This is a genomic window from Cellulomonas hominis (genome assembly GCF_005239125.1).
Taxonomy (GTDB): domain Bacteria; phylum Actinomycetota; class Actinomycetes; order Actinomycetales; family Cellulomonadaceae; genus Cellulomonas; species Cellulomonas hominis_A.
Map to the genome: position 1 here is coordinate 1 of NZ_SZYE01000066.1, position 18,412 is coordinate 18,412.

Here is an 18,412-nt window from a genome sequence, read left to right on the forward strand (position 1 = left end):
CCGCGCACCAGCCGCTGCGGGTCGTCGTCGGCACCCGCGACCTGCCCGCCGCCGGCCGGCTCGCCGGCCCCGGCGGGGAGGTGCTGCACCTGCGCACCCGCGACCCGCGGGAGGTGCTGGCCGCGCTGCACGCCCGCGAGGTGCGCCGCGCGCTGGTCGAGGGCGGGCCGACGATCGCCGCGGCGTTCCTGCGGGCGGGCGTCGTGGACCAGGTGCACGCGTACGTCGCCCCCGTGCTGCTGGGTACGGGCCGGGCCGCCGTGGGCGACCTGGGGATCGGTTCGATCGGGGACGCGCTGCGGCTGCGGACCCGCGAGGTACGACCGCTGGGGCCCGACGTGCTCGTCGTGGCCGACGTCGAGGAGGAGGAGCGCTGATGTTCACCGGCATCGTCGAGGAGGTCGGCACCGTGGTGCAGCTGGACCTGGCACCGGGCGGGGACGCCGCCGCGGGCGGCGCGGGGGAGGGCGACGCGCGTCTCGTGCTGCGTGGCCCGCTGGTCACCTCCGACGCCCGGCACGGCGACTCGATCGCGGTGTCCGGCGTCTGCCTCACCGTCACCGACCTGCCCGGCGACGGCACCTTCGCCGTCGACGTCATGCCCGAGTCGCTGCGCAGGACCGCCCTCGCCGACCTGGCACCCGGGTCCCCGGTCAACCTCGAGCGCGCCGTGCGTGCCGACGCCCGGCTGGGCGGCCACGTCGTCCAGGGGCACGTCGACGGCGTCGGCATCGTGCGGCGGCGCACGCCCGGGCCGCGCTGGGACGAGGTGGAGATCGCGCTCGACCCGGCCCTCGCCCGGTACGTCGCGGAGAAGGGCTCCGTCGCCGTCGCCGGCGTCTCGCTCACGGTCAGCGCGGTCGGGCCGGACTGGTTCGGCGTGTCGCTGATCCCGACGACGCTCGCCGCGACGACCCTCGGCGGCGCGGCCGTCGGGACCCGCGTCAACCTCGAGGTCGACGTGCTGGCGAAGTACGTCGAGCGCCTGCTGACCGCCGGCGCGGTGGCGGGCGTCGCCGGCGCGTCGGAGGTGACCCGGTGACCGCCGTCGACCCCGTGCTCCCCGACCCCACCCGGCCGGACGGCGAGACCCCGATCGAGCTCGGCACCGTCGAGCAGGCGCTCGCCGAGCTCCGTGCCGGACGCCCGGTGCTGGTCTCCGACTCCGAGGACCGCGAGAACGAGGCCGACGTCATCCTGGCCGCCTCCCTGGCGACGCCGGAGTGGGTCGCGTGGACCATCCGGCACTCGTCGGGCTACCTGTGCGTGCCGATGACCGCGGCGCGGGCGGACGCCCTCGACCTGCCGCTCATGGTGCCGTCCTCCCAGGACCCGCGGCGCACCGCGTACACGGTCACCGTGGACGCGGCGTCGGGCGTCTCCACCGGCATCTCCGCGGCCGACCGCACCCGCACCCTGCGGGTGCTCGCCGACCCGGCGTCCGGCACCGAGGACCTGATCCGGCCGGGGCACGTGCTCCCGCTGCGCGCCGTGCCCGGCGGCGTCCTGCACCGCGCCGGGCACACCGAGGCAGCCGTCGACCTGTGCCGGCTGGCCGGGGTCGAGCCGGTCGCCGCCATCGCCGAGCTCGTGCACGACGACGGCACGATGATGCGGCTGCCCGCGACGGCGGCGCTGGCGCGCGAGCACGGCCTGGTCGTGCTCACCATCGCCGACCTCATCGCCTGGCGCACCGCGCACGACGACCTGCCGGCCGAGCCGGAGCCGGGGCCCGACGCGGCCGCGGCCGCGCCCGGGCGCCGCGTGCACCGCGCGCACAGCGCCGTGCTGCCCACCCGGCACGGCGAGTTCCGGGTGCACGCCTACCGCGACCTGCGCACCGGGGCGGACCACGTCGCCCTGGTCGCCGCGCAGGGGCTGGCCGAGCAGCCGGTCGTCCGGGTGCACTCCGAGTGCCTCACCGGTGACGCCTTCGGCTCGGCGCGCTGCGACTGCGGCCCCCAGCTCGACGCCGCCCTCGAGCGCGCGGCCCGCGAGGGCGGGGCCGTCGTCTACCTGCGCGGGCACGAGGGCCGGGGGATCGGCCTGCTCGCGAAGATCGGCGCCTACGCCCTGCAGGACCAGGGCCGCGACACCGTCGAGGCGAACATCGACCTCGGCTGGCCCGCCGACCGGCGCGAGTACGGCGCGGCGGCCGCGATCCTGGCGGACCTCGGCGCCCGCCGGATCACCCTGCTGACCAACAACCCCGCCAAGGTCGCGGGACTCACCGCGCACGGCATCGACGTCGCCGAGGTGCGCGGGCTCGAGGTCGGCCGGACCCCCCACAACGAGGCCTACCTGCGCACCAAGGCCCGGGCCATGGGGCACCTGCTCCCCGGCCTGGACCGCGACCCGCACCACCCCGGCAGCACCACCCCCACGGGCCCGGCCCCCTCGGGCCCGACCACCACGTCTCGTACGGAGGACGCACGATGAGCGGCAACGGCGCTCCCACCCTCACCGTCGACGGGAGCGGCCTGCGGGTCGCCGTCGTCGCGGCCAGCTGGCACACCACGGTCATGGACGGCCTGCTCGCCGGGTCCCGGCGCGCGCTGGCCGCCGCCGGTGTCGCCGACGTGCGGGAGGTGCGCGTGCCCGGCACGTTCGAGCTCCCCGTCGCGGCGGGTCGGCTCGCCCGGTCCGGCGACTACGACGCGGTCGTCGCGCTCGGCGTCGTCATCCGCGGCGGCACCCCGCACTTCGACTACGTCTGCCAGGCCGCCACCTCCGGCCTCACCGACGTCGCCGTGCAGACCGGCGTCCCGGTCGGCTTCGGCGTGCTCACCTGCGACGACGAGGCCCAGGCCCTCGACCGCGCGGGCCTCGAGGGCTCGCACGAGGACAAGGGCGCGGAGGCGGCCGAGGCGGCGGTGGCCACCGTCGTCGCGCTGCGCGGGCTGTGAACGTCCTCGGCTGGCTGTTCGACGCCCAGCTCGTGGTCGCCGGACACCCCGTGCTCTGGCGCGAGGTGATCGGGAACCTGTTCGGCCTCGCCTCCGCGCTCGGCGGCCTGCGCCGCAAGGTGTGGGCGTGGCCCGTCGGCATCGTCGGCAACGTCCTGCTGTTCACGGTCTTCCTCGGCGGCGTCTTCCACACCCCGCAGGCCCGCGACCTCTACGGCCAGGCGGGGCGGCAGGTGTTCTTCGTCGCCGTCGCCGTGTACGGCTGGGTGCGCTGGTCGCAGGCCCGCCGCGTCGCCCGCGAGCACGGCGACGCCGACGCGCCCGCCGTGATCCCGCGGTGGGCCGGGCGGTCCGGCTGGATCCAGCTCGGCGTCGTCGGCGTCGTCGGCACCGTCGCGTGCGCCCTCGTGTTCCGCGCCCTCGGGTCCTGGGGGCCGTGGGCCGACGCGTGGATCTTCGTCGGCTCCCTGCTCGCCACCTACGGCATGGCGCGCGGCTGGATCGAGTTCTGGCTCATCTGGATCGCGGTCGACGCCGTCGGCGTGCCCCTGCTGCTCAGCGCGGGCTACTACCCGTCCGCCTTCCTCTACCTCGTCTACGCGGGCGTGGTCGTGTCGGGCTTCGTCGTCTGGTGGCGCGCCCGGCGGGAGTCCGAGCCGCAGCAGGTCACGGCCGCCGCGGGCGTCGAGGGATGAGCGCCCGGGCTGTGGACGCCGGACCGGGGGAGGGCGTCCGACCGTCTACCCTGGCGGGCGTGAAGACGTTCGACGCGCTGTTCGCTGAGCTCACCGAGAAGGCGGCCACCCGGCCCGCCGGCTCGGGCACCGTCAAGGAGCTGGACGCCGGCGTCCATGCGATCGGCAAGAAGATCGTCGAGGAGGCCGCCGAGGTCTGGACGGCCGCCGAGCACGAGGGCGACGCCCGCACCGCCGAGGAGATCTCCCAGCTCCTCTACCACCTGCAGGTGCTCATGGTCGCCAAGGGCCTCACGCTCGAGGACGTGTACGCCCACCTCTGACCCGGCCCGCTCGACCCCTCCGCCCTTTCACACCTGAACACCCCCGGAGAACCCCCGTGCTGAGGATCGCCGTCCCGAACAAGGGCTCGCTCGCCGAGCCCGCCTCCGACATGCTGCGCGAGGCGGGCTACCGCCAGCGCCGCGACTCCCGCGAGCTCGTCCTGCCCGACGCCGACAACGGCGTCGAGTTCTTCTTCCTGCGTCCCCGCGACATCGCGGTGTACGTCGGCACCGGCACCGTCGACGTCGGCATCACCGGCCGCGACCTGCTGCTCGACTCCGAGTCGCCCGCCACCGAGCACCTGCAGCTCGGCTTCGCCCGGTCGACCTTCCGGTTCGCCACCCAGGCCGGCCAGATGAACGACGTCCGCGAGGTCGCCGGCCGGCGCGTCGCCACGTCGTACCCCGTGCTCGTCGCCGACTACCTGCGCAGCCAGGGCGTCGTGCCCTCCGAGGTCGTCCGGCTGGACGGCGCCGTCGAGACCGCGATCCGGCTCGGCGTCGCCGACGTCATCGCCGACGTCGTCGAGACGGGCACCACCCTGCGGGCCGCGGGCCTCGACGTCTTCGGCGACCCGATCCTCAAGAGCGAGGCCGTGCTCGTGCGACGCGCCGGCGTCGACGAGCCCGCCGGCCTCGACGTGCTCACCCGGCGCCTCCAGGGCGTGCTGACCGCCCGGGAGTACGTGCTCATGGACTACGACGTGCCGACCGCGCTCGTCGAGCAGGCCGTCGCGATCACGCCCGGCCTGGAGTCGCCCACCGTGTCGCCCCTGCACAACCGCGACTGGGCGGCCGTCCGGGCCATGGTGCGGCGCTCGGAGACCAACCGGGTGATGGACGCGCTGTACGACGTCGGTGCCCGCGCCATCCTCGTCACCTCCATCCACGCCTGCCGGCTCTGACGCGGCGGACACGATGACCGGGGCGGATCGGCGACGGGCGACGGCCGGGGTGCGTCGGCGACGGGCGACCTCCTGGGTGGACGGGCGATGACCGGCGAGCCGGGGCGAGGCTCGCGGGACGGGAACCCGGGCGGGGACGACCCGCGCGCCGGAGGAGCGGGCGAGTCCGGCCGGCGGCCGGCGCTCGACGACGTGTTCCGGCCGCGGGCCGCCCGCGTCGTCACCGGCACGCTCGGCGTCGTGGTGGCCCTCGCGACCGTCCTGCTCATCGTGCTGCTCTCCACCACCGGGATCCAGGGCTGGTCCACGGCCGACCTCAGCGGGATCGCGCTGGTCGGGCTCGCCATCGTCTGGTTCCTCTGGCGCCAGGCGACCGTCGCCGCCACCCCCACCGCCGAGGGGCTGCGCGTGCGCAACCTCGCCAGCACCCGGACCGTCGCGTGGGCCGAGATCGTGTGGGTCCGCTTCGGCGAGGGCCGGCCGTGGGTCCAGCTCGACCTGGACGACGGCGACACCCTCGCGGTCATGGGCGTGCAACGCTCCGACGGCGAGCGGGCCCGGCGCGAGGCGAAGCGGCTCGCGACCCTGGTGGCGGCACGGCAGCGGACCGCGCGGGACGACTAGCCCGTTCGTCCGAGAAGGAGCTGAGCATGGAGGACCGACCGGAGATCGTCTGCCTCTGCGGCTCCGCCCGGTTCGCGGAGGAGCTGCGTGCGGCCCACCGGGAGCTGAGCCTCGAGGGTGCCGTCGTCGTCGCGCCGAGCGAGGTGGGCGGTCCCCTCACCGACGAGCAGCGGACCGCGCTCGGCGCCCTCCACCTGCACAGGATCGACCTGGCCGACCGGGTGCTGGTGGTCGACCCCGGTGGGTACGTGGGGGAGTCCACCGCGCGGGAGATCGCCTACGCCCGGGCCGCCGGGAAGCCGGTCTCGTTCACCCACCCCCGGTGAGCCGCCCGCTGCCTCCCACCGGCGGAGCGCCGGGTGCTCAGCGGCTCGCGTCCGCGACGGTCTGCTGACCCAGGATCGCCGGGCCGTAGACGATCGGCACGGCAGGTGAGCAGCGCCGCAGGCGAGCCGTGCCGCAGGCGAGCCGTGCCGCAGGCGAGCCGTGCCGCAGGCGAGCCGTGCCGCAGGCGAGCCGTGCCGCAGCGCCTGCGTGGTGTCAGTACGGCGGAAGGTCCTCGTCGTCGCCGGGCGCGGGTGGGTCCGGCAGGTCGCCGAGGCGTGGTGCCCGGAGGCGGAGCGGGCCGCTGAGGTGCTCGGTGGGGTGGTCGGTGCCGGGGCGGGTGCGGTAGCGGTGTCCGGTGGGGTCGGTCCACTCGTGGACGCCGGGTTCGGGTTGGCGCAGGGCGAACCGGGCGAGGTGCTTGGCGCGGTGGTGGCGGGGGCAGGCGGGGCCGAGGTTGGTGTGGCTGGTGCTGCCCGGGGGGTGCGGGTCCTCGGGTGCGGGTGACCAGTCCCGGGTGTGGTCGAGGTCGCAGTGGTACGCGGGCACGGGGCAGCCGGGGAAGGTGCAGGTGCGGTCGCGGTACCGGACGTGGTCGGCGAGGGCTGCTGGTGGCCGGTACGTGGTGCGTCCGACGTCGAGGACGGTGCCGGACAGGTCGTCGGTGACCAGCCGCCGCCACACCCCGCCCTGTGCGAGGGCGCGCGCGGTCGTGGCGTCGATCGGTCCGTACCCCGCGAGGTCGGCGGGGGTGTCGTCCTGACCGATCAGGGACGACAGCGGCACGGTCACCAGGACGTGGGTGCGCGGGTCACGGGTCCCGGCCCGGCCGGCGCCCGAGGGCGGCACGGCGACACCGGGGCCGGTCGGGCTCGGTGCGGGCCGGTCGGTCGCGGGAGGGGCGTCGACCCCGACTCCGGGAGCGAGCGCGTCGGTTCCGCCTGGGGACGGCAGGTACCCGGGCACGGCCGCGGGCGAGGCACCGGCGGACGCGAGGGCGGCGGCCGGGGTGCCGGTCAGGATGGCGCTGACGAGGGCGTCGGCGCGCAGCTGGTCCAGGGTGCGCGGGTCACCCGCGGCCCGGGCCGAGCGGGCAGCGCCCTGCAGGGCGGTGTCGACGCCGATCGCGTGCTCGGCGGGCAGCACGAGGTGCATCTCGGCCATCTGGTCCGGCAGCACCCGCGGGTGGGTGACGCCCCGCGCGGCTCGGGCGGTGTCACGCCGGTCCTGGGCGTGCTCGGGGTCGACCCGCAGCAGTGCGCGCTCCAGGTCCACCCTGACCTGGGTGAGGGTCGAGTGCGGCGCGCGGGGCAGCACGAAGTCCTGCACGGGCTGGGACACCGAGGGGAGCTGGTCGCCCAGCCGGGCCACGATCGCCCGGCCCGCCGGCACGCTGATCCGCCCGTCGCGCAACGCCGCACCGGTGTCGGCCAGGGTGCCGGCGAACGCCGCACCCTCCCGGATCAACGTCGCGGTGTCCCGCGGGGACCGGTTCAGCCGCGCCGACAGCGACATCGCCGCGACCCGCCCGGAGGTCATGCCTGCCTGTCGCGTCGAGCGCGGGTCCGAGCGCGGGCCCATGCCCGGGCGGCGGGCGAGCTCGACGGCGGTGGTGGCCAGCCCCGCGTGCGCCCACCCGGACATCCGGGTGAACCCCGCGGCCAGCTCCGCCAGGTCGTAGTCGTCCAGCGCCCGCGGGTCGAGCGCCTCGAGCAACCGGGCCAGCTGCGCTCCGGTCGGTGTCCGGTCCAGCGCCTCCGTCAACCGCTCGGACCGGGGCAGGTCAGGGTCCAGGAACTCCGCCACCACCGCCGCGGGGTCAGCGATCAGCGCGCCACGGTGGGTGCCCGCCGCTGTCGGGGCCGCTCCCGCCGCTGTCGGGTTCGCGAACCCGGCCGAGTCCTCCTCGCGACGTCCCGTGCCGCCCGCGCCGCAGGTGCAGCCGCACCCGCACGCGAGCACTGCCCGACCCGGCTGGGAGCCGGGGCCGGGAGCGGGTTCGCGCAGGTCAGCGGGCATGACACCACCGTACGGACCGCCACCGACACCCCCTCGCGGACCGCCGCCGGCCTGGGGACGACGCGCGTCCTGGCGCCTGTGGAGGACTCGGCGCCCGCTCGCAGCGCGCTGCGCGAGCGAGTCGACCCCCCGGGGCCGGGCGTGCTCTCAGCCCGCGGGCCGCTCAGCCGGCGGTGGCCGCTCAGCCGGCGGGCCGCTCGACCGGCGGGCCGCTCAGCCCGCGGGTCGCCCCGGCCGTGGGCCCTTCCGGCCGCGGTGCCTCAGGCCCGCGGCTCCCTCAGACCCCGCGGGCCAGCCGGGCCGCGTGCACGCCCGCCGCCGCGGCGGCGAGGAACGCCGCCGGGTCCTGCCCGAGCCCCCGTCCCATGGTGGACAGCCGCACGGGCGAGGAGCCGAGCGCGGTGAGCAGGTCCGCGCCGGCGGGGACGTCGACGAGCCGGTGCCGCCCCGCGGGTGCACCGAGCGCCAGCGCCTGCTGGGCCACGCGCCGCCCGACGGCCGCGAGGTGGGCGGCTGGGTGCTCCTCGGGGTCGGGCACGCGCAGCCCGGGCTGCTCCTCGACGGCGCCGGCCCCAGCACCGGCACCGAGGCGGGCCCCGGCACCGACCCCCGGCCCGAGCCCGCCCGCGACGCCGGCGACGTCGACCGGCTCGCCCCCGGCGGGGTCGAACACCGGCACCACCACGTCGGCGGGCGCCAGCGCGACCCGCCCGTAGGCGGTCAGCGAGTGGTGCGACACCCCGAGGTGCCGGGCGCGCGCGTCGGCGCCGGACACCCGCAGGGACGCCACGGGCCGGCCCCCGAGGACGGCGGCGGCGTTGACGGCCTCGCCGGCGGCGACCCCGGAGAAGCCCCACCGGGTCCCGGTGCCGAGGTTGCCGGGCCCCTGCGCGACGACGACGACGTCCGCGCCGACGACGTGCCGGGCGGCGAGAAGCGCGGTGTGCAGGGTGACGGCCTCGTGGTCGCCGCCGAAGGCCTGGCCGGCGGTGAGGCAGGCCTCGATCCAGCCGGCCTCGCGCAACCCGGCGACCGCCATGGAGAACCAGGCGGGCAGCGCGCCGCCGTCGGTCATGACGTAGGCCACGCGCAGCGGCGCGGCGCCCGAACCGGCACGCGGCAGGAGGGCGTCGGCGTACCGGATGCCCGCGACGACGGCGGGCAGCGCGGAGTGCAGGTCGGCGACGACGACGGGCAGCCCCGCGAGGTCGTCGGCGTCGCGCAGGACCTCGTGGTGGGGCGACTCCTGGTCGTCGACGCCGAGCACCATCGCCTGCAGCGGGGTGTACCGGGCCTTGACCAGGTGCCCGGGTCCGGCGGGCGGGTCGGCGGGCAGCCGGTCGGGCGAGCCGGGGGCGACGACGAGGGCGTACCCGCCGGTGCCGAGCCCGCGCGCGAGCGCCGACACGTTCAGCAGGACGGCGTCGCCCGCCCGCAGGTCCCCGACGAGCGCCGGGTACGCGAGCGCCCGCACGGTCACGGGATCCGGCCCGGACACGCCGTCGGCGACGACGACCGTCAGCTCCTGGGCCCCGGGCCACGACCGTCCGACCTGCTCCACGATGCCCGAGCGCCATGTGATCACCGGACCACGCTACCGGCCACTACGGTTGTCCCCGATGCCCGAACAGATCCACCCCGCCGAGCGGCTGCTCAACCTCGTCATCGCCCTGGTGCACACGCCGGGCCGGATGACGAAGGAGCAGATCCGCCGCACGGTCGCGGGCTACGGCGACGCCCCGTCCGACGAGTCGTTCGAGCGGATGTTCGAGCGGGACAAGGACACCCTGCGCGAGCTCGGGATCCCGGTCGCGACGGTGACGTCGGCGGGCCACGGCGACGACGTCGGCTACCGGATCGACCAGGACGCGTACGCGCTGCCCCCGCTGGAGCTGACGTCGGCGGAGCTGGGCGCGCTGTCGCTGGCCGCGGAGTTCTGGCAGGACCGGTCGGTGCGGGCGGACACCTCCCGGGCGCTCACCAAGCTCCGGGCGGTGGGTGCGGGGGCGGGGTCGAGCGACCTCGCGGCAGGCCTGGCGCCGCGGGTGCGGGCGGGCGGCGACGCGTTTCCGCCGCTGCTCGACGCCGTGCAGGCGCGGCAGCGGGTCCGGTTCACCTACCGCGCGGCGAGCACGGGCGAGGTGCGCGACCGCCTGGTCGAGCCGTGGCGCCTGGTGGCGCGCCGGGGCGGCTGGTTCCTCGTGGGCTTCGACGTCGACCGCGGTGGCACGCGGTCCTTCCGGCTCAGCCGGATCGAGGGCCGGGTCAAGGCCGTCGGCGCGGCCGGGGCGTTCGACACGCCGACGCCGGAGCAGACGGAGGCGGCCCTGCGGTCCTGGGACGTGCGCGACGAGCGGACGGCGGTGCTGGCGCTGCGGGCGGAGCGCGCGGAGGCGCTCCGGGCACGCGGCGTGCCGACGGACCTGCCCGCCGACGCGTCGCCCGCGCTGCGGGCGGCGGTCGCGGACCGGGACCTGGTGCGGGTGGCCTACCGCGCGACCTGGGAGCTCGCGGAGGAGGTCGCCGGCTACGGGGACGCGGTGCTCGTCGCCGACCCGCCGGAGCTGCGCGAGGCGGTGCTGGGCCTGCTCCGTGTGGCCGCGACGCTCGACGGCGGGGACGGCGGGGACGGCGGGGACGGCGGCAACGGCGGCAACGGCGCAGTCGGCGCCGACGACGCCCGCAGCGCCCCCGGCGCGGACGGCACGACCGAGGAGGAGGCCCCCCGTGGCTGAGCGCGCGAGCGAGCGGCTGCTGCGGCTGCTCGGGATGATCGGCTACCTGGACCGCAACGACGGCGTGTCGGTCGAGCAGCTGGCCGAGCACTTCGGCGTGACGCCGGCGCAGGTGATGGCGGACGTCGACACGCTCTGGATGAGCGGTACGCCCGGCTACTACCCGCACGACCTGATCGACTTCGACGCGGACTCTTACGACCGCGGGGAGATCCGGCTGACGGAGTCGCGCGGGATGACCCGGCCGCTGCGGCTCGGCACCCGCGAGGCGGTGACGCTGCTCGCGGCGCTGAGGGCGGTGGTCGCCGACCTCGGCCCGACGCTCGAGCCCGAGCAGGCGGAGGTGCTGCGCTCGACGCTGGCCAAGCTCACGGCGGCGACGGGGGAGGCGGCGGGTGCGGTCGACGTGCGGCTCGCGGTGGACGGCCGGCCCGAGGTGGTCGCGGCGATCCGCCGGGCGCTGGCGACCGGCCGCCGGCTGCGGATCCGCTACGTGAACGCGTCGGACGTGACCAGCGACCGCGACGTGGACCCGCTGCGGATGACGACGAGCGACGAGCGGTCCTACCTGCAGGCGTGGTGCCTGCGGGCGGGCGACGAGCGGCTGTTCCGGCTGGACCGGGTGCTGGCCGCCGAGGTGCTGGACGCGCCGGCGGTGCCGCACCCCGGCGCGGGCCGGGGCGCGACGGCGGAGTTCCGGTTCGACCTGACCGGCGACGTGGCGACGCTGCACCTGCGCAGCACGGGCCGGTGGGTGGCGGAGACGGTGCCGGTCGAGGCGGTGCGGAACCTGCCGGACGGCTCGTTCGAGGTGGACGTGCGCGTGGGCCAGCGGGCGTTCCTGCGCAGCCTGCTGCTCCAGGCCGCGGACGACGTCCTGGACGTGCGGCCGCCGGAGGTCGCGCGCGACGTGGCGGCCCGGGCGCGTGCGGCGCTGGCGGCGTACGGCCCGCTGGCGGGCTGACGGGATAGGTTGGCCCGATGGTCTGGGTGGTCGTGTGGTCGGTGCTGGTCCTCGGCACCCTGGTCGGCGCGTTCTTCCTGGGCCGCGACCTCTGGCGGCGGTTCCGCGCGCTGGTCGCCGAGCTGCAGGAGGCGTCCGCGGTGCTCGGGCAGCTCGCCGAGCACGTGTCGACGATCTCGGAGCAGGCGCAGGAGGCGGAGCGCGCGGCCCGCGCCGCCCGCGAGGCGGTGCTGCTGCCGGACCCGGAGGAGGCACGGGACAGCTGGGCGCTGCTGCGGGAGCAGGCGGCCGAGCGCCGGGAGCGCCGCCGCGAGCGGGACCGCCGCACCCGCGAGGGCTGGCGCGCCTACACGCGCTGACGCGGGCGCGCGGGGCGCCACGCAGCCACCCGCGCCGGGTCACCCGGTGCGGGTGGCTGCGCCCGTTAGGATCGGACAGGTCAACGTCTCCCGTCCGACAGGATCGTCATGAACGCCCTGAAGCCCTGGCACATCGTCGTGCTGCTCGTCGTCATCCTCCTGCTGTTCGGGGCGCGCCGGCTGCCGGACCTGGCGAAGTCGGTGGGCGAGTCGCTGCGGATCTTCAAGCGGGAGGTCAAGGACCTGGCCGAGGACGAGCCGCGCACCGTGCCCGCCCCGCCGCCGACGGCCGCGCCCGCCCCGCCGCTGGCGCAGGGCCCCGTCGTGAACCCCGCGCCGTCCGCGGCCCCCGCGCCCTCGCTCGACCAGCCCGGCCAGCAGCCTCCGGCGAGCGGCAGCACCACCCCCAGCGTCTGATCCGTGGCGCGCAAGAGACGGCCCGACCCCGAGGGCCGGATGCCGCTGCGCGAGCACCTGCTCGAGCTCCGGAAGCGGCTGTTCCTGGCCGCGGTCGGCCTGGCGGTCGGGGCGGTCGCGGGCTGGTTCCTCTACGAGCCGGTGTTCGAGCGCCTGCAGCAGCCGCTGCTCGAGACCGCGGCGGGCCGCGACGGCCGGGTGTCGGTGAACTTCGCCGGCCTGGCCAGCGCGTTCGACATGCAGATCAAGGTGTCGCTGTTCCTCGGCGTCATCGTGTCGAGCCCGTGGTGGCTCTACCAGCTGTGGGCGTTCATCACCCCCGGCCTCACCCGCCGGGAGAAGCGGTCGGCGGTCGGGTTCCTGGCGGCGTCGGTGCCGTTGTTCCTGGCCGGCGCCGCGCTGTCCGCGTGGACGCTGCCCACGGCCGTCCGGGTGCTGACGGACTTCACGCCCGAGGGCGCGTCGAACTTCATCGACGCGCAGGCGTACCTGAGCTTCGTCATGCGGTTCGTGCTGGCGTTCGGGCTGGCGTTCGTGCTGCCGGTCGTCATGGTGTGCATCAACCTGGTCGGCCTGGTCCGCGCGAGCACGTGGGCCAAGGGCTGGCGGTGGGCGGTGCTGCTCGCGTTCGTGTTCGCGGCGGTGATGACGCCGACGCCGGACGCGATCACGATGATCGTCATGGCGCTGCCGATCTGCGGCCTGTACTTCGCGGCGCTCGGCGTGTGCGTGCTGCACGACCGGCGCTCGGACAAGCGGCTGGCGGCGGCCGAGCGGGCCCGCGACGCGGAGGGTCTCGGCGGGGCCACGGACGGGACGCTCGCCACGTGAGCCACCTCGGGGTCGTGGTGAACCCCGTGGCGGGCAAGGGACGCGGGACCGGCGTGGGTACGGCGGTGCTGGACGCCCTGCGCCGCCGCGGGCACCGGGTCGAGGACCTGACCGCGCGGGACCTGCGGACGGCGACCGCGCACGCCCGGCGGGCGGCCGTCGCGGGCCTGGACGCGCTCGTCGTGGTCGGGGGCGACGGCCTGGTGCACCTGGGCGCCAACGTGGTGGCGGAGACGGACCTGCCGCTGGGCATCGTCGCCGGCGGTACGGGGAACGACGTCGCGCGGGCGCTGGGCCTGCCGCGCGGGGACGTCGCCGGGTCGGTCGAGGCGATCGAGCGGGCGCTGCTGGTCGGGCCGCGGGCGATCGACGCCGTCCGGGTCGGCTCGCCGGCCCAGTCCGCGCGCGAGTGGTACCTCGGTGCGCTGTCCTGCGGGATCGACGCCGCGGCGAACGCGCGGGCGAACGCGATGTCCTGGCCGCGGGGCCCGGCGCGGTACGTGCGCGCGCTGGCCCCCGAGCTGCGGGCGTTCCGGCCCTACGGCTACCGGCTGACCACGGACGAGGGCGTCTGGGAGTCGGCGGGCACGGTGGTGGTCGCGGCCAACGGCCCGTGGATCGGCGGCGGGGTCCGGGTCGCGCCGGACGCGCGGCTGGACGACGGGCTGCTGGACGTCGTGGTCGCCGGCCCGTTCAGCCGGGCGGGCGTGGTGCGCATCTTCCCCGGCATGTACCTGGGCCGGCACGTGCGGCACCCGCAGGTGCAGGTGATCCGCAGCCGCCGGGTGCTGGTGGAGCCCGCGCCGCACCTCGGGCGCACGCCGCCGGAGGCGCACGCGGACGGGGAGCGGATCGGCCCCGTGCCCCTGCTCGCGGAGGTCGTGCCGGGCGCCGTCCGGGTGCTGGCGGCCAACCCGACCTAGGGTGGGCGCGTGGCACGACGCAGCACCGCACGCACCCCCGAGCCCGACGAGCTGTCCCCGGCCGAGCGGTACGCCGCCGCGCGGCTCCGGGCGCAGGCGGAGAAGTCCGAGCTCGCCCGGTTCCGGCAGCTCCTGGACTTCCCGCTCGACGACTTCCAGGTGGAGTCCTGCGAGGCGGTGGAGCGCGGCAGCGGCGTGCTGGTCGCGGCGCCCACCGGCGCGGGCAAGACCGTCGTCGGGGAGTTCGCGGTGCACCTCGCGCTCGCCACCGGCCGCAAGGCGTTCTACACGACGCCGATCAAGGCGCTGTCGAACCAGAAGTACGGCGACCTGGTCCGCCGGTACGGCGCGGAGCAGGTGGGCCTGCTCACCGGGGACACCACGCAGAACGGCGAGGCTCCGGTGGTCGTCATGACCACCGAGGTGCTGCGCAACATGCTGTACGCCGGGTCGAGCACGCTCGACGGCCTCGGCTTCGTGGTGATGGACGAGGTGCACTACCTGGCGGACCGGTTCCGCGGCCCGGTGTGGGAGGAGGTGATCATCCACCTGCCCGACGACGTGCAGCTGGTGTCGCTGTCCGCCACCGTGTCGAACGCCGAGGAGTTCGGCGACTGGCTGCGCACCGTCCGCGGCGACACGGCCGTGGTCGTCAGCGAGCACCGGCCGGTGCCCCTCGGCCAGCACGTGCTCGTGCGCGACGACCTGCTGGACCTGTACGCGGGCCACGTGGACCCCACCGCCCCGGGTGCGAACCCGCCGATCAACCCCGAGCTCGCGCACCTGCTCCGTCGGGCGGAGCGCGCGTCCGACGCGCCCCACCGGGGTCGCCGGGGCGCCGGCGACCGCGGGTACCGGGGTCCGGGCGGGCGGCGTCCCGGCGGCGGTCCCGGGGGCGGCGGACCGGGCGGCGGGGGCGGTCCCCGGCCGGTGCCGCGGCCCGTCATGGTCGACGTGCTGGACGAGGCGGGCCTGCTGCCGGCGATCGTGTTCATCTTCTCGCGCGCCGGCTGCGACGCCGCCGTGGCGCAGTGCCTCGCGGGCGGGCTGCGGCTGACGTCCCCGGCGGAGGCCGAGGAGATCCGGCTCATCGCGGAGACCCGGTGCGCGTCGATCGCGCCGGAGGACCTGGACGTCGTCGGCTACTGGGGATTCGTGGACGCGCTGGTGCGCGGGGTCGCCGCGCACCACGCGGGGATGCTGCCGGCGTTCAAGGAGACGGTGGAGGAGGCGTTCGCCCGCGGGCTGGTCAAGGTCGTGTTCGCGACGGAGACGCTCGCGCTGGGGATCAACATGCCGGCCCGGTCCGTGGTGCTGGAGAAGCTGGTCAAGTGGGACGGCTCGCACCACGTCGACATCACGCCGGGGGAGTACACCCAGCTCACGGGGCGCGCCGGGCGGCGGGGGATCGACTCCGAGGGGCACGCCGTGGTGCTGGGCCGGGGAGACCTGGACCCGATGGCCCTGGCCGGCCTCGCCTCCAAGCGGCTCTACCCGCTGCGCTCGGCGTTCCGGCCGACCTACAACATGGCGGTCAACCTGGTCGCCCAGGTCGGCCGGGTCCGGGCCCGCGAGGTGCTGGAGACGTCCTTCGCGCAGTTCCAGGCGGACCGCGGGGTCGTCGGGCTCGCCCGGCAGGCGCAGAGCCACGCCGAGGCGATGGAGGGGTACGCCGAGGCCATGACCTGCCACCTCGGCGACTTCGGCGAGTACTTCGCGCTGCGCCGGGAGCTCTCCGACCGCGAGCGCGGCGTGCACCGGGCCGGTGCCGCCGCGCGCCGGCAGCAGGCGGCCGCGAGCCTGCAGGGCCTGGCGGTCGGTGACGTGGTCGCGGTGCCCGGCGGGCGGCGGTCCACGTACGCCGTGGTGGTGGACCCCGGGGCGCACGGCGGTTTCGAGGGCGCGCGCCCGATGGTGCTCACCACGGAGCGCGAGGTGCGCCGGCTGTCGGTGCAGGAGGTCGGCGACGGGGTCAAGAGCGTCGGCCGGCTGCGGGTGCCCAAGGGGTTCTCGCCCCGGGCGGCCTCGCACCGGCGGGACCTGGCGGCGACGCTGCGCGGCGAGATCGCCGCCGGCCGGATCACCGGGGTCGCACCGAGCCGCCGGCGCGGACACCCGGTGGCGGAGGACGAGGACGAGGCGATCGCCGCGCTGCGCCGGGAGCTGCGCGCCCACCCGTGCCACCAGTGCCCGGACCGCGAGGAGCACGCCCGCTGGGCGGAGCGCTGGTACCGGCTGGAGGGCGAGCACCGGTCGCTGGTCCGCCGCATCGAGGGGCGCACCGGGTCGATCGCCATCGTGTTCGACCGGATCTGCGACGTGCTGGTCACCCTGGGGTACCTGGCGGCGGACGACGAGGACGGCACGGTGGTGACCGACGAGGGCCGCTGGCTGCGGCGGCTGTACGCGGAGAACGACCTGCTGCTCGCCGAGTGCCTCCGGCGGGGGGCGTGGGCCGAGCTCGACGTGCCCGGGCTCGCCGCGGCGGTGTCGGCGGTCGTGTACTCGGCGCGCCGTGACGACCGGGACCGCAGCCCCGCGGTGCCGGGCGGGCCGTCGAGCCGGCTGGGCATCGCCCTGGACGCGACGACCCGCATCTGGTCCGAGCTGGACGACCTCGAGAGCGCGCGCCGCATCGAGTCGACCCAGCCGCTCGACCTCGGCCTGGTCGCGCCGGTGCACCGGTGGGCGGCCGGGCGCGGGCTGGACGCGGTGCTGCGGGACGCGGACCTCGCGGCGGGCGACTTCGTGCGCTGGTGCAAGCAGGTCGTCGACGTGCTCGACCAGGTGGCGAAGGCGGCCCCCGACGCGCGGCTCCGGGAGACGGCGCGCAAGGCGGTCACCGCGGTGCGCCGGGGCGTCGTGGCGTACGCGGGCACCTGATCCGCCCGGCGGTCGCGGACGCCGACGGGTCGGTGGTGACCTGCCCGGTTATCGTTCCCGCGTGAGCACCACCCTGTACCGGGGCGGCGCGGTGGTGACGCCCGCCGTCCTCGCCGCGCCCGGCGCCCCCGACGCGCCCTCCGCCCTGCTGGTGGCCGACGGACTCGTCGCCTGGGTCGGTGGCGCCGACGAGGCGGACGGCCTGGCGGACGGGGCCGACGACGTGGTCGACCTGCGCGGCGCGCTCGTGACCCCCGGCTTCGTCGACGCGCACGCGCACGTGCTGGACACCGGGCTGGCCCGCGCGGGCGTGGACCTGGCGGGGTGCGGGTCGCTCGCCGAGGCGCTGGCCGCGGTGCGCGCGGCCGCGACCGGGGCGGTCGGCCGCCGGCTGGCCGCCGAGGGCTCGCCGCTCACCGGCTGGGGCTGGGCGGAGGACGCCTGGCCCGAGGGCAGGCCGCCGACGCGGGACGAGCTCGACGCGGCCGCCGGCGGGGCGCCGGTCTACCTCGGCCGGGTCGACCTGCACGCCGGCGTGGTGTCGACGTCGTTCGCCGAGGTGCTCGGGCTCGCGACGCTCCCCGGGTGGCGCGCGGACGGCCTGGTCACGGGCGCGGCGCACGCCGCGGCGCGCGCGGCCGTCCGCGACCTGCCCGCCGACGCGCGGGAGGCCCGGCACCGCGGCGCCCTGGAGTCCGCCGCGCGCGCCGGGATCGTCGCCGTGCACGAGCAGAGCACCCCGGAGACGGACACCCGGGCGGGCCTCGCGGCGCTGCTGGCGCTGACGGCGGACCCGGTGTCCGCGCTGCCGCTGGTCACGGGCTGGCGCGCCGAGCTCTGCGAGACGGCCGACGACGTCCGCGCCCTCGCCGCCGCGATCCCCGGCCTGGCGGGCGTCGGCGGGGACCTCGCCGCCGACGGGGCGCTCGGCAGCAGGACCGCCGCGCTGCGGGTCCCGTACGCCGACGCCCCGGACGGGTGGGCGCACCCCGCGGGCCGGCTCGCCCTGACCGCCGAGCAGGTGAGCAACCACGTGGCGTCCGCCACCCGCGCCGGGGTGCCCGCGGCGTTCCACGTCATCGGCGACCGGGCGCTCGACGAGGTGCTGCTCGGGTTCCGCGTCGCCGCCGAGGTCGAGGGCGTGGACGCCGTGCGCGCCGGCGGGCACCGGCTGGAGCACGCGTCGATGCTCGACGCGCCCGCGCTCGCCGCCCTGGTGCTGCTCGGGCTCACGGCGTCCGTGCAGCCCGCCTTCGACGACGCGTGGGGCGGCGACGACGGGACGTACGCCGCGCGGCTGGGCCGGGGGCGGGCCGCGTCCCTGCACCCGCTCGCCGACCTGCGGGCGGCGGGCGTGCCGCTGGCGTTCGGGTCCGACAGCCCGGTGACGCCCTTCGACCCGTGGGGCGCCGTGCGGGCCGCCGTCCGGCACCGGACGCCGGACCAGCGGCTGCCGGTCGGGGCGGCGCTGGCCGCGCACACCCGCGGGGGCTGGGCGGCGGGG

The 18,412-nt window shown here is 77.1% G+C and carries 19 protein-coding genes; 17 read left to right on the forward strand and 2 right to left on the reverse strand.

The genetic code is table 11. From position 1 onward, the window contains the following. The 9 genes from FA014_RS09835 to FA014_RS09875 all read left to right on the forward strand — a co-directional run. Nucleotides 1-377, forward strand: a 377-nt coding sequence (locus tag FA014_RS09835; protein ID WP_195969236.1) for a RibD family protein, incomplete at its 5' end; no start/stop codon positions are given. After that, entirely contained in the window at nt 377-1,042 is a 666-nt protein-coding gene (locus FA014_RS09840; protein WP_154729509.1) for a riboflavin synthase, read from the forward strand. The genes FA014_RS09835 and FA014_RS09840, both read left to right, overlap by 1 nt. A gap of 53 nt (nt 1,043-1,095) precedes the next feature. Beyond that, nucleotides 1,096-2,439 (forward strand): 3,4-dihydroxy-2-butanone-4-phosphate synthase, encoded by a 1,344-nt coding sequence (ribB, locus tag FA014_RS09845; protein ID WP_154729525.1) that lies wholly within the window; start codon nt 1,096-1,098, stop codon nt 2,437-2,439. Continuing rightward, a complete protein-coding gene (gene ribH / locus FA014_RS09850) occupies nt 2,436-2,906 on the forward strand; it encodes a 6,7-dimethyl-8-ribityllumazine synthase (RefSeq protein WP_154729510.1) in 471 nt (156 codons plus the stop codon). Before ribB ends, ribH begins: the two co-directional genes overlap by 4 nt. Beyond that, on the forward strand, nt 2,903-3,601 hold the full coding sequence (pnuC, locus tag FA014_RS09855) for a nicotinamide riboside transporter PnuC (RefSeq protein WP_154729511.1): 699 nt from the start codon (nt 2,903-2,905) through the stop codon (nt 3,599-3,601). Before ribH ends, pnuC begins: the two co-directional genes overlap by 4 nt. 59 nt (nt 3,602-3,660) lie before the next feature. Further along, nucleotides 3,661-3,924, forward strand: a complete 264-nt coding sequence (locus FA014_RS09860) for a phosphoribosyl-ATP diphosphatase (RefSeq protein ID WP_154729512.1) — start codon at nt 3,661-3,663, stop codon at nt 3,922-3,924. A gap of 56 nt (nt 3,925-3,980) precedes the next feature. Continuing rightward, nucleotides 3,981-4,829, forward strand: coding sequence for an ATP phosphoribosyltransferase (gene hisG / locus FA014_RS09865; protein ID WP_154729513.1), 849 nt, complete (start codon nt 3,981-3,983; stop codon nt 4,827-4,829). A gap of 87 nt (nt 4,830-4,916) precedes the next feature. Further along, nucleotides 4,917-5,453: a PH domain-containing protein gene (locus FA014_RS09870; protein ID WP_154729514.1), complete on the forward strand. Its 537-nt coding sequence runs from the start codon at nt 4,917-4,919 to the stop codon at nt 5,451-5,453. Between the two features lie 26 nt (nt 5,454-5,479). Beyond that, on the forward strand, nt 5,480-5,779 hold the full coding sequence (locus FA014_RS09875; RefSeq protein ID WP_154729515.1) for a hypothetical protein: 300 nt from the start codon (nt 5,480-5,482) through the stop codon (nt 5,777-5,779). A gap of 214 nt (nt 5,780-5,993) precedes the next feature. On the opposite strand, the gene FA014_RS09880 is transcribed toward FA014_RS09875, so the two are convergent. Then, a complete protein-coding gene (locus FA014_RS09880) occupies nt 5,994-7,586 on the reverse strand; it encodes an HNH endonuclease signature motif containing protein (protein ID WP_195969237.1) in 1,593 nt (530 codons plus the stop codon). Nucleotides 7,587-8,073: 487 nt separating this feature from the next. Next, entirely contained in the window at nt 8,074-9,381 is a 1,308-nt protein-coding gene (locus tag FA014_RS09885; RefSeq protein ID WP_154729517.1) for a DUF3866 family protein, read from the reverse strand. 34 nt (nt 9,382-9,415) lie between these two features. Between FA014_RS09885 and FA014_RS09890 the strand changes: the two genes are divergently transcribed. The 8 genes from FA014_RS09890 to FA014_RS09925 all read left to right on the forward strand — a co-directional run. Next, a complete protein-coding gene (locus FA014_RS09890) occupies nt 9,416-10,531 on the forward strand; it encodes a helix-turn-helix transcriptional regulator (protein ID WP_154729518.1) in 1,116 nt (371 codons plus the stop codon). Continuing rightward, nucleotides 10,524-11,495 (forward strand): helix-turn-helix transcriptional regulator, encoded by a 972-nt coding sequence (locus FA014_RS09895; protein ID WP_154729519.1) that lies wholly within the window; start codon nt 10,524-10,526, stop codon nt 11,493-11,495. The genes FA014_RS09890 and FA014_RS09895 overlap by 8 nt, the downstream gene beginning before the upstream one ends. Before the next feature lie 17 nt (nt 11,496-11,512). Next, a complete protein-coding gene (locus tag FA014_RS09900; RefSeq protein WP_154729520.1) occupies nt 11,513-11,854 on the forward strand; it encodes a hypothetical protein in 342 nt (113 codons plus the stop codon). 108 nt (nt 11,855-11,962) lie between these two features. Continuing rightward, nucleotides 11,963-12,271 carry a Sec-independent protein translocase subunit TatA gene (gene tatA, locus FA014_RS09905; RefSeq protein WP_154729521.1) on the forward strand — a complete coding sequence of 103 codons (309 nt, stop codon included), beginning with the start codon at nt 11,963-11,965 and terminating at the stop codon, nt 12,269-12,271. A 39-nt stretch (nt 12,272-12,310) separates the two neighbouring features. After that, entirely contained in the window at nt 12,311-13,102 is a 792-nt protein-coding gene (gene tatC, locus FA014_RS09910; protein ID WP_154729526.1) for a twin-arginine translocase subunit TatC, read from the forward strand. Continuing rightward, complete coding sequence (locus FA014_RS09915; protein ID WP_154729522.1) at nt 13,099-14,025, forward strand: diacylglycerol/lipid kinase family protein; 927 nt, start codon at nt 13,099-13,101, stop codon at nt 14,023-14,025. Before tatC ends, FA014_RS09915 begins: the two co-directional genes overlap by 4 nt. A gap of 9 nt (nt 14,026-14,034) precedes the next feature. Beyond that, a complete protein-coding gene (locus FA014_RS09920; protein WP_154729523.1) occupies nt 14,035-16,908 on the forward strand; it encodes a DEAD/DEAH box helicase in 2,874 nt (957 codons plus the stop codon). A gap of 61 nt (nt 16,909-16,969) precedes the next feature. After that, nucleotides 16,970-18,412: amidohydrolase (locus FA014_RS09925; RefSeq protein WP_154729524.1), on the forward strand; the 1,443-nt coding region annotated here is incomplete at its 3' end.